This window comes from Flavobacterium sp. IB48, assembly GCF_016405855.1.
GTDB lineage: Bacteria > Bacteroidota > Bacteroidia > Flavobacteriales > Flavobacteriaceae > Flavobacterium > Flavobacterium ginsengisoli.
Genome location: NZ_JAEFCA010000004.1, coordinates 265,306 through 280,055 on the forward strand (window position 1 = coordinate 265,306; position 14,750 = coordinate 280,055).

Annotated in this window: 10 protein-coding genes; 4 read left to right on the plus strand and 6 right to left on the minus strand. The window is 32.4% G+C overall.

Annotated features, from left to right (window positions below; translation table 11 throughout):
• Positions 1 to 22 precede the first annotated feature (22 nt).
• The 3 genes from JC605_RS14640 to JC605_RS14650 all read left to right on the plus strand — a co-directional run bounded on the left by JC605_RS14640 (position 23) and on the right by JC605_RS14650 (position 3,635).
• Positions 23 to 949 carry a type IX secretion system membrane protein PorP/SprF gene (locus JC605_RS14640; protein ID WP_198856902.1) on the plus strand — a complete coding sequence of 309 codons (927 nt, stop codon included), beginning with the start codon at positions 23 to 25 and terminating at the stop codon, positions 947 to 949.
• A gap of 10 nt (positions 950 to 959) precedes the next feature.
• The gene (locus JC605_RS14645) at positions 960 to 3,089 is read left to right on the plus strand and encodes an OmpA family protein (protein WP_198856903.1); all 2,130 of its coding nucleotides are present in this window, start codon (positions 960 to 962) and stop codon (positions 3,087 to 3,089) included.
• Between the two features lie 66 nt (positions 3,090 to 3,155).
• Positions 3,156 to 3,635: a hypothetical protein gene (locus tag JC605_RS14650; protein WP_198856904.1), complete on the plus strand. Its 480-nt coding sequence runs from the start codon at positions 3,156 to 3,158 to the stop codon at positions 3,633 to 3,635.
• Between the two features lie 102 nt (positions 3,636 to 3,737).
• Here the strand turns inward: JC605_RS14650 and JC605_RS14655 are convergent, their stop codons facing one another.
• Positions 3,738 to 4,118, minus strand: a complete 381-nt coding sequence (locus JC605_RS14655; protein WP_198856905.1) for a DUF1573 domain-containing protein — start codon at positions 4,116 to 4,118, stop codon at positions 3,738 to 3,740.
• A gap of 288 nt (positions 4,119 to 4,406) precedes the next feature.
• Here JC605_RS14655 and JC605_RS14660 point away from each other — a divergent pair, with 288 nt between their 5' ends.
• Positions 4,407 to 7,040, plus strand: coding sequence for a valine--tRNA ligase (locus JC605_RS14660; RefSeq protein WP_198856906.1), 2,634 nt, complete (start codon positions 4,407 to 4,409; stop codon positions 7,038 to 7,040).
• 90 nt (positions 7,041 to 7,130) lie between these two features.
• Here the strand turns inward: JC605_RS14660 and JC605_RS14665 are convergent, their stop codons facing one another.
• The 5 genes from JC605_RS14665 to JC605_RS14685 all read right to left on the minus strand — a co-directional run bounded on the left by JC605_RS14665 (position 7,131) and on the right by JC605_RS14685 (position 14,736).
• Positions 7,131 to 7,757: a hypothetical protein gene (locus JC605_RS14665; protein WP_198856907.1), complete on the minus strand. Its 627-nt coding sequence runs from the start codon at positions 7,755 to 7,757 to the stop codon at positions 7,131 to 7,133.
• Between the two features lie 145 nt (positions 7,758 to 7,902).
• The gene (locus JC605_RS14670) at positions 7,903 to 10,122 is read right to left on the minus strand and encodes a TonB-dependent siderophore receptor (protein ID WP_198856908.1); all 2,220 of its coding nucleotides are present in this window, start codon (positions 10,120 to 10,122) and stop codon (positions 7,903 to 7,905) included.
• Positions 10,123 to 10,357: 235 nt separating this feature from the next.
• Complete coding sequence (locus JC605_RS14675) at positions 10,358 to 11,083, minus strand: DUF4198 domain-containing protein (protein ID WP_198856909.1); 726 nt, start codon at positions 11,081 to 11,083, stop codon at positions 10,358 to 10,360.
• 108 nt (positions 11,084 to 11,191) lie between these two features.
• Entirely contained in the window at positions 11,192 to 12,346 is a 1,155-nt protein-coding gene (locus JC605_RS14680; RefSeq protein ID WP_198856910.1) for a PepSY domain-containing protein, read from the minus strand.
• A gap of 83 nt (positions 12,347 to 12,429) precedes the next feature.
• A complete protein-coding gene (locus JC605_RS14685; RefSeq protein ID WP_198856911.1) occupies positions 12,430 to 14,736 on the minus strand; it encodes a TonB-dependent receptor in 2,307 nt (768 codons plus the stop codon).
• Positions 14,737 to 14,750: the final 14 nt, after the last annotated feature.

A 14,750-nucleotide genomic window follows, 5' to 3' on the forward strand; every position in this document is an offset into this window, starting at 1 on the left:
ATATTTTTAATATAATTTTCAAATGAAAAAAATAATACTCCTTATAAATTTCCTTTTCTGTTTATCCATTTCTGCCCAGCAAGATCCTGAGTATACGCATTATATGTATAATATGAGCGTTGTAAATCCTGCTTATGCAACTGGAGTTCCCGCCATGATGAATTTTGGCGGATTATACAGAACGCAGTGGGTTGGCGCTTACGGTGCCCCTAAAACATTTACATTTTTTGGACATACGGCAATTAATGACAAAATAGAAGCAGGAATCTCATTTATTTCTGATGATATTGGTGACGGTGCAAAAAAGGAAAACAACGTTTATGCTGACTTTGCCTATGTTTTAAAATTAGGTGGAAAAAATAAATTATCGTTAGGTTTAAAAGCTGGATTTTCGTCTATGCAAACTAATTTTAACGGATTCAGATTTACAGATCCTCAAACAGATTTAGCTTTTTCAGAAAACATAAATGCAACAAAACCTAATATTGGAGTTGGAGCTTATTATTTTAGAGATAATCTATACGTTGGATTGTCTGCACCGAATTTACTAAAGTCAAAATATATCGAAGAAAAGTCAGGAGTTAATGCTTTTGGTTCTGAAGAAATACATACTTTTTTGACAGCGGGTTATGTTTTTCAGGTTAACGATAAAGTGAAATTGAAACCAGCATTTATGTCAAAATTTGTAAAAGGTGCACCAATTAGTTTAGATGTTACTGCTAATGTTTTGTATAATGAAAAATTCGAATTTGGAGCAGCATACAGAATTGATGATTCGGTAAGTGCACTATTTAATATAAATGTTACGCCAACGCTGAGAGTAGGTTATGCCTATGATTACACACTTACAAACTTCGGACAATTTAATTCAGGAACACACGAAATTATGCTTTTGTTTGATTTGGACTTGTTAGGAAAAGGATTTGATAAATCTCCAAGATTCTTCTAAAATGAAAAATATGAAAAAATTACTCGTTATTGTATTCGTATTTTCAATACAGTTTATAAAGGCACAAGATCAGGAATTAGCAAGAGCAAAACGTTTTTTTGATAAAACGTATTACAGCGAAGCCATTATTTTATATCAAAAATTAGCAGACGAAAGACCTTCTCAAGAAGTCATTAAAAATCTTGCCGATTCTTATTTCTATACCAATGAATTGATTAAAGCGCAACGCTATTATCGTCTCTTGATTGGCAATTACAGCAATAATTTAGACCGAGAATATTATTTTAGATATGCACAAACTCTAAAAGCAACAAATAGTAACGATGATGCAAATGCCAATTTAAAGGAATATTATTCTAAATCTGCAAATGCAGAAGATATGGTCAATTTTGAAAAAGAATTGAAAACTTTAGAAAATGTCACCGCAATTGGTAAACGTTTTGAAATTAAAAATCTTGCGATAAATACGCCAAATTCTGAATTTGGAGCTGTAAAATACAAAGACAATCTAGTTTTTGCAGGAGTAAAATTGAAACCAGGTTTGTTTGACAAAAGATACAAATGGGATAATGAAACCTATTTAAATTTGGTTACGATTCCACTTAAAAACATTAATTCTGCAGATTCTATTATCCATTATTTTGCTAAAGAATTAAAAACCGGAATGCACGAATCGAATGCTGTTTTTACAAAAGATGGCAAAACCATGTATTTCACGAGAAACAATTCTAAAAACGGAAAGAAGAAAAAAGACGATAAGAAAATTTCTAATCTTCAAATTTTTAAAGCAGAATTGGTAGAAGGAAAATGGACAAATGTTACGTCGCTTCCATTTAATAGTCCAAATTATTCTGTTGAACATCCCGCTTTAAGTCCAGATGAAAAAGTCTTGTATTTTGCTTCTGATATGCCAGGATCTATCGGCTCTTTTGACATTTATTCGGTTAACATCAATAAAGGGGCATTTGATACGCCGAAAAATTTAGGTTCAGAAATTAATACAGACAAAAGAGAACAGTTTCCTTTTGCTTCTGCAGATAATAAGCTTTATTTTTCATCAGACGGACATTTAGGTTATGGATCTTTAGATGTTTTTGTCTCTGAAATAAATGGAAATGAATATTCAAAACCTGTGAATGTTGGACTTCCATTAAACTCTAATTTAGATGATTTTGCATTTAATATTGATTCGAATACCAAAGAAGGATTTTTTGCTTCGAATAGAGAAGGAGGAAAAGGAAGTGATGATATTTATCAATTTAAAGAAATAAAAGATTTGATTGTTGAAGATTGTAAACAATTTATCGCCGGAATTATAACAGATCTTGATACACAATTGGCTTTAGAAAATGCAACGGTATTATTGCAAGATTCAGAAAATAAGACTTTAAATACTATTACAACTTCGGCTGACGGAAAATTCAGTTTTACTGTTGCTTGCGAGGCTTCGTATAAAATTAGTGCTTTCAAAGAAAATTATACTAATGCTTCTAAAATATTGACATTAGACAAAACAAGAGATAAAGTTAATGATGGTTCTTTGGCACTAAGATCTTTAGAAGCAATTCAAAAAGAAGAAAAACAAATTGCTGAAAACAAGAGAAAACAGGAGATTATTATTGAAGAAGAAAACAAGAAAAAAGAAGCCTTGGCAGCAATTGAATTAAAAGAGAAAGACAAAAAAGCCAAAGAAGCGGCAATTGTAGCTGCTGAAAATCGAAAGAATGAAAAAGTAAAAGAAATTTTAGAAAAAGAAAAAGATATTGTCAAGGATAAAGAACGTTTAATCATAAAAACAGATCCTATTTATTTTGATTACGATTTGTGGTATATCCGTAAAGAATCGAAAGTGATTTTAGGACGAGTTGTAGAATTGATGAAGAAATACCCAGATATGAAAATCGAAATCGGATCGCATACCGATTCACGAGGGAATGAAAAATACAATGCTGATTTATCTCAAAAAAGAGCCAATTCAACGCGAGAGTTTATCATACAATCTGGTATAGATTCTAAGCGAGTTGTAGCAAAAGGTTATGGCGAATCGGTTCCAATTATAAAATGCAAAACAGATGAATCTTGCTCAGAGGAAGAACACGAATTGAATAGAAGATCTGAATTTGTAATTAAAAATTTATAGAATTATTGAAAGAAGAAAGCCTTTTTTTCTTTAATTTTATAGTAGTATCAACAAAATAGAAAAAATATGAGAAATCTAACCTTATCTTGTTTGCTTCTATCCTTTATTGGATTGCAAAGCTGTAAAAATGAAGAAAAACAAAAAGCCGCTGAAGCTGTAAAAGCAGAAGGTGAAGCAGTCGTAAGTACTGCATGCTATAAAGCAATTTACGAAAAGGATACAATAGATTTAAAACTGAATACGTTAAAGAACGGAAAATTAACGGGAGATATGGTTATGAATGTAGCACCTTCAACTGTTAGAAAAGGAGAAGTTGCAGGTGAATTCCACGGAGATACTTTATTTGTAGACTACACTTTTAAAGTTAATGAGGACGCTAAAACCTTCAAAAATCCTATGGCATTTTTAAAACGTAACAATCAGCTTATTTTGGGTAACGGAACTATGCAGACAACAATGGGAGTAACTTATTTGGTAAAAGATAAACCGATTGATTTTGACAGCGTAAAATATAAATTCGACTCAGTAGAATGTGCTGCGAAGTAAAAAAAGAAAGATTCAAGCAACAAGATGTTTCTTATTTATAAAAAAACAAAGCCGTTTCTAGATTTAGAAACGGCTTTTTATTATTTAGAAGTTTTTTAATTCTTATTGAACTTCACCCTTAATTTTAAGAGCTACTCTTCCGTCAGGATAGTTTACTGCGTTTGTTTCAACAGTAATTGTTTTACGAATAGGTCCTGCTACCATATTATATTTTACATCAATTTTTCCTTTTTTGCCTGGCAAAATTGCTGCCGCAGGTTTTGTTACAATGATAGAACTTACTGTAGATTCTGCACCTGTAATTAATAATGGAGCATCACCAGTATTTGTAAATTCAAAGGAACGAAGCCCATTGTCGCCTTTAGAAATTTTTCCATAATCAATTGTATTGTCTGAGGCTGCAAATTCAATTTTTGGGCCGTTTTGTGCAAAACTTATTGCGCTAAACAATAAGACTGCAATAAAAGAGGCTGTATTTTTCATATGAAATCTTTTTTTTATTGTAAGTAAATATACATTCTTTTAATTAACACACAAATTATTATTTCTCTTTTTATAGTCTACTTAATTATTTACTTTTGCTGTCAGTTATAAATACAAAAATTGAACCAGTTTTTTTGTTTAACTGTTTAATCGTTTATTTGTTTAATCGTTGAGATTGATTTATAAATGATTTTTTAAAACAGAAATAAGAAAACAAATCAATTTGAAATTCGATGATCAAAACCGATTAAGCGGTTAAACAAATTAACGATTAAACAACCCTAGTAAATGACAATTCCAGCACAATTTGACGCTAAGACGATTGAGAGTAAATGGTATGATTACTGGATGAAAAACAATTATTTTCATTCAGAACCAGATCATAGAACACCGTACACCATTGTAATTCCGCCGCCAAACGTCACTGGAGTCCTTCACATGGGACATATGTTGAATAATACGATTCAGGATGTTTTAATTCGCCGTGCACGTCTTAAAGGATTCAACGCTTGTTGGGTTCCGGGAACAGATCACGCTTCTATTGCAACTGAAGCAAAAGTGGTAGCGAAATTAAAAGCAGAAGGAATCAATAAAAACGATTTGACCCGTGAAGAATTCCTAAAACATGCTTGGGAATGGACAGATAAATATGGTGGAACAATCTTAGAACAACTTAAGAAATTAGGTGCTTCTTGCGATTGGGAACGCACTAAATTTACTATGGATCCAGATATGTCTGCATCTGTAATTAAATCGTTTGTAGATTTATACAACAAAGGATTAATCTACAGAGGATACCGTATGGTAAACTGGGATCCGGAAGCTAAAACGACTTTATCTGATGAAGAAGTAATTTACGAAGAACAACAAGGAAAATTATTTTTCTTAAAATATAAAATTGAAGGTTCAGAAGATTTCTTAACGATTGCTACAACTCGTCCAGAAACTATTTTTGGAGATACAGCAATTTGTATCAATCCAAATGATGAGCGTTTTACACATTTGAAAGGTAAAAAAGCGATCGTTCCTATTTGTGGAAGAGTAATTCCAATTATTGAAGACGAATATGTTGATGTTGAATTCGGTACAGGATGTTTGAAAGTAACGCCTGCTCACGATATGAACGATAAAACTTTAGGAGAAAAACACAACCTAGAAATCGTTGATATTTTTAATGAAGATGCAACTTTAAATAGTTTCGGATTACATTATCAAGGAAAAGATCGTTTTGTAGTTCGTACAGAAATTGCAAAAGAACTGGAAGAAATTGGAGCTTTAGCAAAAACAGAAACTCACTTAAATAAAGTTGGAACTTCTGAAAGAACAAAAGCAGTAATAGAACCAAGATTATCAGATCAATGGTTCTTGAAAATGGAAGAATTAGTAAAACCTGCAATTAAGTCGGTTTTAGAAACAGGAGAAATTAAATTGCATCCAAAACGTTTCGAAAATACTTATGCACATTGGTTAAACAACATTCGCGATTGGAATATTTCTCGTCAATTATGGTGGGGACAACAAATTCCAGCGTATTATTATGGAGACGGAAAAGAAGATTTCGTAGTTGCTGAAAACATCGAAGACGCTTTAGCTTTAGCAAAAGAAAAAACATCTAACAACTCACTTACAACATCTGACTTAAAACAAGATGTTGACGCGTTAGACACATGGTTTTCTTCTTGGTTATGGCCAATGTCAGTTTTTGGAGGAATCATGGATCCAGAAAGTCCAGATTTTAAATACTATTACCCAACAAATGACTTGGTAACTGGTCCGGATATTTTATTTTTCTGGGTGGCGAGAATGATCATTGCAGGTTACGAATATGCAGGTGAAAAACCATTTACAAATGTATATTTGACTGGTTTGGTTCGTGACAAACAACGTCGTAAGATGTCTAAATCATTAGGAAATTCTCCTGATCCTTTAGATTTGATCGATGCTTTTGGAGCTGATGGAGTTCGTGTGGGATTACTTTTAAGTGCTTCTGCAGGAAACGATATCATGTTTGATGAAGAATTGTGCAGTCAAGGAAAAGCGTTTTCAAATAAAATCTGGAATGCCTTTAAATTGATTAAAGGGTGGGAAGTTTCTGAAACTATCGCACAGCCAGAATCATCAAAAGTGGCAATCGAATGGTATGAAGCGAAATTACAGCAGACTTTAGTTGACATCGAAGATAATTTTGAGAAATACAGAATTTCAGATTCTCTTATGGCAATTTATAAATTGGTTTGGGATGATTTCTGTTCTTGGTTCTTAGAAATGATCAAACCAGCATACCAACAGCCAATTGACAGCGTAACTTTCGCGAAAGCGATCGAAATGTTAGAAAACAACTTGAAGTTATTACACCCATTTATGCCTTTCTTGACAGAGGAAATTTGGCAGTTAATTGCTGAAAGAACTCCGGAAGAGGCTTTAATTGTTTCTACTTGGCCAGAAGTAAAACCATTTGATGCTAAATTAATTGCTGATTTTGAAAACTCAATTGAAGTAATTTCTGGAATTAGAACAATCAGAAAAGATAAAAATATTCCGTTTAAAGATGCAATTGAATTAAAAGGAATCAATAGCGAAAATGTTTCTACTTATTTTGATTCAATCATAACGAAATTAGGAAACGTTTCTGCTTTCGAATATGTTTCTGAAAAAGTAGACGGCGCACTGTCTTTCCGTGTAAAATCGAATGAATACTTCATCCCGATTACAGGAAATATCGATATTGAAGCTGAGATTGCAAAACTGACAGAAGAATTAAATTATACAAAAGGATTCTTGAAATCTGTAGAAGCGAAACTTTCAAACGAGAAATTCGTAAACGGAGCTCCAGAGAAAGTCCTTAATCTAGAAAAACAAAAACAAGCTGACGCTTTAGCAAAAATTGCTACAATTGAGCAGAGTTTGGCTGGTTTGAAATAAGAATCAGATTGATTTAAAATAAAAAAGCTGTCCAAAGTGGACAGCTTTTTTTATCTTGTATCATTCCGAGGCACTTTGAATCGCAAAATTTTAATTTTCGTAGAAATTATCTTTAATATAGAAAACAGTGTCTATAAATTGAAGTATGCCATTTTCTGTTAATACATTTTCGTCGTGAAGATCTTCAAGAATAATTCCTAAGTCAGGATTATAGTAATCGTTGTTTTTGGTATTTAGAAAACCGTTTACAAGCATAAACTTCTTTACAACTTCTAAGTCTGTTGGTTCAGTTGCTTTTACGAAAGGCTGTTCAACAACTGCATATATAATATCTTCGTTTTTGAAAAAGCCTAATAAATTGTATGCTGTATCTGGAAAAAAGAAGTTATTTAATAATAAATTGTTGAAGTAATCTATCCAAGAATTGTAATAAATAGAATCATTAAGTTTGATTACATGTTTTCCGTCTTTTAAATAGACTTTTTGCTCTGCTCCTTCAGAAAGATAATCTTCAAGATTAATATCTAAAATCCAAAGACTATTTAATTCTATAAACCTTTCTAAGGTCTCTTTTTCTTGTTTTTTGAAATGCTTGAACCCTTCAGCCATTTTACTTGAGCTTTGGCTTCTTCTAAGGTAACTGGCTGCTGCTTGGATAATTGTTCCATGCTTAACTTTGCTCTTTCCTGAAATGATAAGTTGTAATTCATGTTTCATATTGTTAAATGCAAAAATAGTGCATTTTATTAAAAAATAAAATAAAAGTAAGTTTTGTATTACTTTTGTAATAAAACTAAAAATCCCAAGATTTTTAGTTTTACTTAAAAATCTTGGGATAAAATCAAAACTCTAATTCAATATTTTAGAACTTGTAACGCAAGCTTGTCATAACTTGACGAGGAGCGATTGGGTTTACACTATAGTTCTCGTGAACAGTATAATTTAATTCGTTTGTGATGTTTGATAATTTGCAAAGAATCGAGAATTTTCTCCAAGCATATCCAACAGATGCATCAATAGTAACATAACCTTCCAAAGGAATTTCTCTATGGTAGATTCCGTCAGGATATTTAACTGTATCTGTGTTGTATTGATCATTCCAACCTCCTAAACGATCACCAATGTAATTTCCAATTGCTCCAACAGATAAATTTTTTAATAGACCTTCTTGTACAGTGTAATAGAAACTTAAGTTTGCTGTGTTTGCTGGAGTTCTAACAAGACGATCACCTTCAATAAAACTTCCGTTTAAACCAGATGTTTTAGTATAACGCATATCATTGTAGCTGTATCCTGCAATAATGCTAAGTCCGTCAATTGGTCTTGCCGTAACATCAACTTCAACACCTTTACTTTTAGTTTCACCACTTAAAACTTTTACGTTTGCATCCGTGTTTAAACTTCCATCAGCTTTAAATTCGGCAGTTTGAGCTAAGTTGCTGTTGGTAATTTGATAAACCGTAACATTTGTGCTTAATAATCCTTTTAAGAAATCAGTTTTAATACCAGCTTCGTATTGATCAATAATAGAAGGTTCAATTGGTTTTAAATCTGCTGTAGTTCCTGTGTTTGGTGTAAATGAAGTAGAATAGCTGGCAAATAATGAAACTTCCTTTCTTGGTTGATATATTAATCCAAATTTTGGAGAAAATGCATTATCAAGTTTTTTGTCACCAACTGTTGGTATTGCATTTTCTGGGTTTCCTGCACCAGTTGCTGTTTCTTTATAAGTTGTAACTTCAGCTTCTTGCCATGACCAACGTACACCTGCCAATACTTTGAATTTCTCTGTAATTGAGATTAAATCTTGAAAATAGACACCAAAACGATTGGTTTCTGTTTTTGCAATTTGAGTTGCTCTCGCATCTGGAATATCATTTCTTTGTGTTGACGGATCAAAGTTGAAAAGATTGATTGTATCATAATTTGCAGGATTAAATGCAAAAGTATAAGCCGTTGCAAATGAGTTTTCCCAGTCTGCACCAGTAAATATTTGGTGTTTTATTGATCCTGTATTAAAGTTTCCTTGAAGACTTAATTGATCTCCTAAAATTTGTTCTGAGTTATCGTTTTGAACTAAAGGTCTTGTCCAGTCTCCGTTTTCTTTAACAGAAGATAATTGTGCTGTAGATTTTGAAGCTCTGTCATAAGTTTGGTAAGAGCTATTGAAATTAAGCTTCCAATTTTTATTGAAATCATGATTTAACAATACAGACGCACTAGCAGATTTTGTATTACCATTAGACCAAAGAGATCCATAAAAAGCATTTCTAGGCAAATCAAGAATTTGTGTGCCAATAATTCCCGTTCCAAAATCTGGTGTCCAATCTGCGCTTAAATAATCTCCTTGAATTGTAATTTGAGTTTTAGGATTAATGATAAAAAGCAACGATGGGTTTACATATACACGTTTATTTTTTACGACATCTCTAAAGCTTTCTGAGTTTTCGTAAGAACCGTTTATTCTAAAGGCAATTGATTTAGTAAGACCTCCATACAAATCAAATGCTGGCTTGTAATAAGAGTAACTTCCAATTTGCATTGAAACTTCTCCACCGCTTTTAAATTGAGGTGTTTTAGTTACTAAATTTAGAATTCCTCCAGGTGCTACGTTTCCAAATAATAAAGCTGAACCTCCTTTAAGAAATTCTACTTTATCTAGTCCAGAAACATCAGGAATTGACCCTGCATTATAACGGAATCCGTTTTTAAACATATTGTTTGTAGACATGTCATAACCTCTAGAGAAAAAAGATTCTTGAGCACCACCACGAGCAGAACCAACGTAAACACCGTTAGCATTTTTAAGAACCTCGCTTAATCTAATAGCTTGCTGCTGTTCGATAACTTCAGAACCAATAACTTGTATGCTTTGTGGATTATCCATTGGTTTTAATCCAGAGCGAACTGCTGTTACTGGTTTTGGTTCTTTGGTTTTAGTAACAACTACTTCATTTAAAATTTCCCCTTTTTTATTCTTAACTGTATCGTTTACAGATGAAGTAGATTCAGTGCTTGAATAGTCTTGAGCGTAAGAGGCAAAACTTAATAAGCCTAATGCAAATAGTAAATTATATTTCATGTTGTTTATTTAGATTCAATAAAAATAGATCGCCGCAAATATACAATGGCATGATTGTGTTAATGAAATTTATGGGGCGTTTTCTTACTTAAACCTTTCTTATTGTTTTCTTAAGATTGTCTTAAGAATTTTCTAATATTATTTTAATTTAGTATAAATAGCAACAAAAAAACCTTGCCGTTAAACAAGGTTTTTTTAAATTGAAATTAAACTCTAAGAATGAAATTTTCTTAAATTATTTTACTGCAATTTGGTATGTAGCCATTTTCCAGATTTCGTCGTATTTTTTACCGTTATGTTCACCTGCAGATTTTTCAGTATAAGCAAACTCAACCATATAATTTCCAGACCAGATAGGAGTAAAAGTGATTTCTCCTTTATCATTTGTCCATAATTCTTTTTCCCATCCGTTTGGAGCGATTACTTTAATTTTTTGAGATTTTGCAATAGCTCCTTCATATAAAGCAGAGACGTTGATTACTGTATTTTTTTTCGCGATATCAGCATTTTCAGAGAATACGCTAATTTTATTATTGTTAGCTGTAGCGACATTTCCTGCAGATTTATTTCCAACAACTACAGTTGCACTAGAGTTATAATCTAATTTCATTGTCCCGTAGACGTCTCCAACTGTATGATGCATTACAATGGTATAAACTCCGTCTTCTTCTGGTGTAAAGAATGCTTGGTATTTATTATCTAAAGCTTTTGCAGTCAGTTTTGTTTCTTTTTTTGAAGGAGAAATTACTACCAATGAAAAATCTTTTAAATCAGAAAACCATTTATCAGCTTTTGTAATATCGTTATCAGAGAATTCTCCAAAATAAACAGAAATTTCTTGAGCTTTTCCTTTTGTTCCTGTTGCTTTAGTTTCGATCCAAAGAGCATGGGCAAAAAGCTGTGGTGCGGCAAAAAGCATTAGAAATAAAAAGCTTAATGTTTTTAAAGTATTTGATTTCATAAGATCAAGTTTAAATTATTAGAATGATATTTTTTACAAACATAAGTCTTATTTAGAATAATTAAAAATAAAAATCATAAAAAAGACCAATAAATTAGGGAGAAAGTACTAGCTGCTCGTTTTTTTCTTTTTTTTATTTCGTCCCCACCAAATTAAGAAGCCGGTTAGAGGTAAACTTGCAGCAACTAGACTGGCAAAAAAAGCAAGAACTTTTCCTGGAAATCCGAGAATACTTCCAACATGCAGATCGTAATTTATAAATCTGAATTTCTCGCCATTATTTTTGTCTTTATAAGTGGTAACTTTAAGATTCTTTCCGCTGTATTGGTCAAATAACATTGATGTATCATCAAAACGATTTTCGTATCGAATAAATGTTTGAACAGTCGCCAAAGAATCATTTTCTGCAGGTGTAAATAAAAAGTAGCTTATGGCTTTAGGATGTGCTTTTAGAGTAGCATTATATATCTTATCAGTAGCACTGATTGGAGTATATTTTGTAGTATCAGAAACGATTCTTTCTTCTTTGGCAAATGTTTTTCCGCCATTAAATAACCATTGAATTCCTTTATCGTAGCATTCAAAAGCCCATACTAATCCGGTTAAGGCAATGATCAAAGTGAAAATCATCATGTAAAATCCTAGAATATTATGCAAATCGTAGTTTTTACGTTTCCATTTTGTAGTGTTTTTCCATTGAAACCAAAAGCGTTGTTTTGCCGCACTTTTATTTTTAGGCCACCATAGAATTAAACCTGTAATTAAGGAAATTATGAATATAATGGTTGCTGTACCTGTAATAGGATCGCCAATTTTACTGTTTAAGCAAAGTGTTTGATGCAGCATTCGTACAAAAACAAAAAACTCAAAATTATAGTCTTCTATTTTTGTAACATTTCCTGTGTAGGGATCTAAGTAAACATAGTTTGTCTGATACTGATTCCAATACCAGATCGCATCTTTGTCCAATTCTTCATAAAACCAAGCAACAACAGTACGTCGATCATCACTAAATGTCCTGCATCCAGAAAATGTCTGCTTCGGATGGATCTTTTTGTTTGCTTCTTGCGCAATCGTTATTAAATGGCTAATAGGCAGTTTTTTATCTTTAACCTGATCGACATAATAATAGTCATGAATTATAGGACGCAGTTCTTCTTCAAAAACGTATAAACAGCCTGTAATTCCTAGTATAACTACGATAAGACCTGATGATAAACCTAGCCATAAATGTATTTTTAATAGTAGCTTTTTAAAAGTCATTGTAAAAGGTTAAATAAGATAGGTGTTAAAATAGAAAACACCTCTGCAGATAGTACAGAGGTGTTTTTTGAAAATAAATGACCTTAGAATTTCAATGTTAGATTCACTAAGAAGTTTGACAATGCTTGAGAATTTCCGTAAAAATCCCAATATCTTTCACTAGAAATGTTGTTGAATTTTAAACCAATTCTCCAAGTCGGTTGATCGTAAAAAACTGTTGCATTTGCTGTTGTATAAGATGGCATGTAGAAAATATTGTCTTCAAATAGATAGCTTTTTCCAACATAATTTAACCCAAAACCAGCACCTAAACCTTTAACCGTATTTTGCAAAGCATAAGTTGCCCAAAAGTTAGCTACATTTTTTGGAGCTCCAGGTGCTATTGCTCCTGACTCTTCGATGCGATTTTCATTGTATGCATATCCTCCAATAATATTTAATCCGTTTATTGGATTGGCTATTAACTCAAAATCTAAACCTTTGCTTTTTTGAACTCCATCTTGAAATGCAAAACCATTTGAGTCGTATCGAATCGCATTATCAATAGTAATATTATAATAGCTTAAAGTGGCACTTAATTTTTTATTAAATGCTTCTGCTTTTATACCTGCTTCATATTGTATAGCATAAACAGGATCTAAAATCAATTTTGTTGCATCTGGTTGTGTTGCGGGAGGTGAATTTTGGAATCCGTTCATATAATTTGCAAAAAGAGAAACTTGATCTTTTACAACCTGATAAACCAAACCTAATTTTGGAGACCATGCAGTCTGGTTATAAGCTTCAGTACCTTCAACTTCTTTACGTTTATAATTGTCCATACGTAAACTTAACATTGCAGATAATCTATCCGTAAAATTAACTACATCAGAAGCATAAATGCTAAAAGTCTGGTCGCCATCAGTAGGATAAGCAGTTTGTTTTAATGTTGCATCAACCGTTTTTCTTCTCATAGGATCAAAAGGCATTCTAACATCAACCGTATCAATATAAGCTGTAATTCCAGAAGAGAAGCTGTTTTTATTAAAACTGTAATTTGCACCTACCAAAAGTTTATGTTTGATGCTTCCTGTTTTAAATTGACCGTTTATATTTTCCTGAATATTAGTGTAGTTATTGTAAATAGGTCCCCAGTTACCAACTCTTCTCGCCGCTAAGTATGGAGTTAGCCAAAGAGTATAAGTTTGGTAGCTGCGTTCTACATTTTCTCCCATAAAAGAGAATAGAGTAGTCGATTTCCAGTTTTCAGATATTTGATATTCTGCTTGAGCAAAAACTTTATTTGCCGAAGTTTTAGCGTCATTGTCATCATAAAATAGTGATTTTCTGTAACCTACCATCAAATCTCCAGGATTTGTAATTCCTGATTTAGGATCGTATCTATGATAAGTACGTCTTGTGTTGTTTGAGCTAATATATTCTGCGTCAATATTGAAAGTAAGTTTATCACTTGCCTTGTAAGTCAAACTTGGCGTGAAGGCAAAAGTATTATTGAAACCAAAATCTAAGAAACTTTTTTCTCTGTTAACCGCTGCATTTAGTCGAAATAAAACACTTTTATCTTTCTTTAAAGGCGTATTGATATCTGCAGTAAAACGATTTAAGTTATAGCTTCCCATAGTATAAGAAACTTCTGTGGCTGCGGTTTCAAAAGGTTTTTTAGTTACCAAGTTCACTACACCTCCAAAAGATGAAATAGTTGATCCAAATAAAGTTCCTGATGGACCTTTTAGAACTTCAATTCTTTCGACATTGGCAAGGTCTGTAGAAGAACGATTTGTAGCAGTTTCCATTCCGTTTCTAGCATTAATTCCTGTAGTAAAACCTCTAAAAGTTACGCCAACTCCACCAGAAGGATAAGTAACAGGAACTGCGCCAGGAGAGTTTTGTACTGCACTTCTAACATCTACAGCAACTTGATCTAACAAAAGTTCTTTATGGATTACACTATATACTTGCGGATTTTCAAGATTTTTAAGAGGCATTCTGGCAACGTAGTCTGTTTTTTTAGACATAATGCTTTTCGGACTGCTAATAACAACTTCTTTTAATTCTTTATTAGAAACTTTTAGTTGTAAATTGACTGTTGAGGTTTCGTTTTCAGTAACTGTAATTTCAGTTTCTAGAGTTTCATAACCAGTTAAAGATACTTGTAATGTATAAGAATTGGCTTTTACTTTATTAAAATCAAAAGTACCATCATCATTAGAAACGGTGCCATATTTTGTGTTTTTAAGAATAATATTTACTCCCGCCGCAGCGTCGCCGTCTGAGGTAGTTATGGTTCCTTTAATTTTTCCGTGATTTTGTTGAGCAAAAATTGATAAGAACGAAAATAAAAAACTGATAGAAAATAGAAAACGCGAAGTTTTCAAACTGAGGTAATTCATTGCTAATTTTTAAT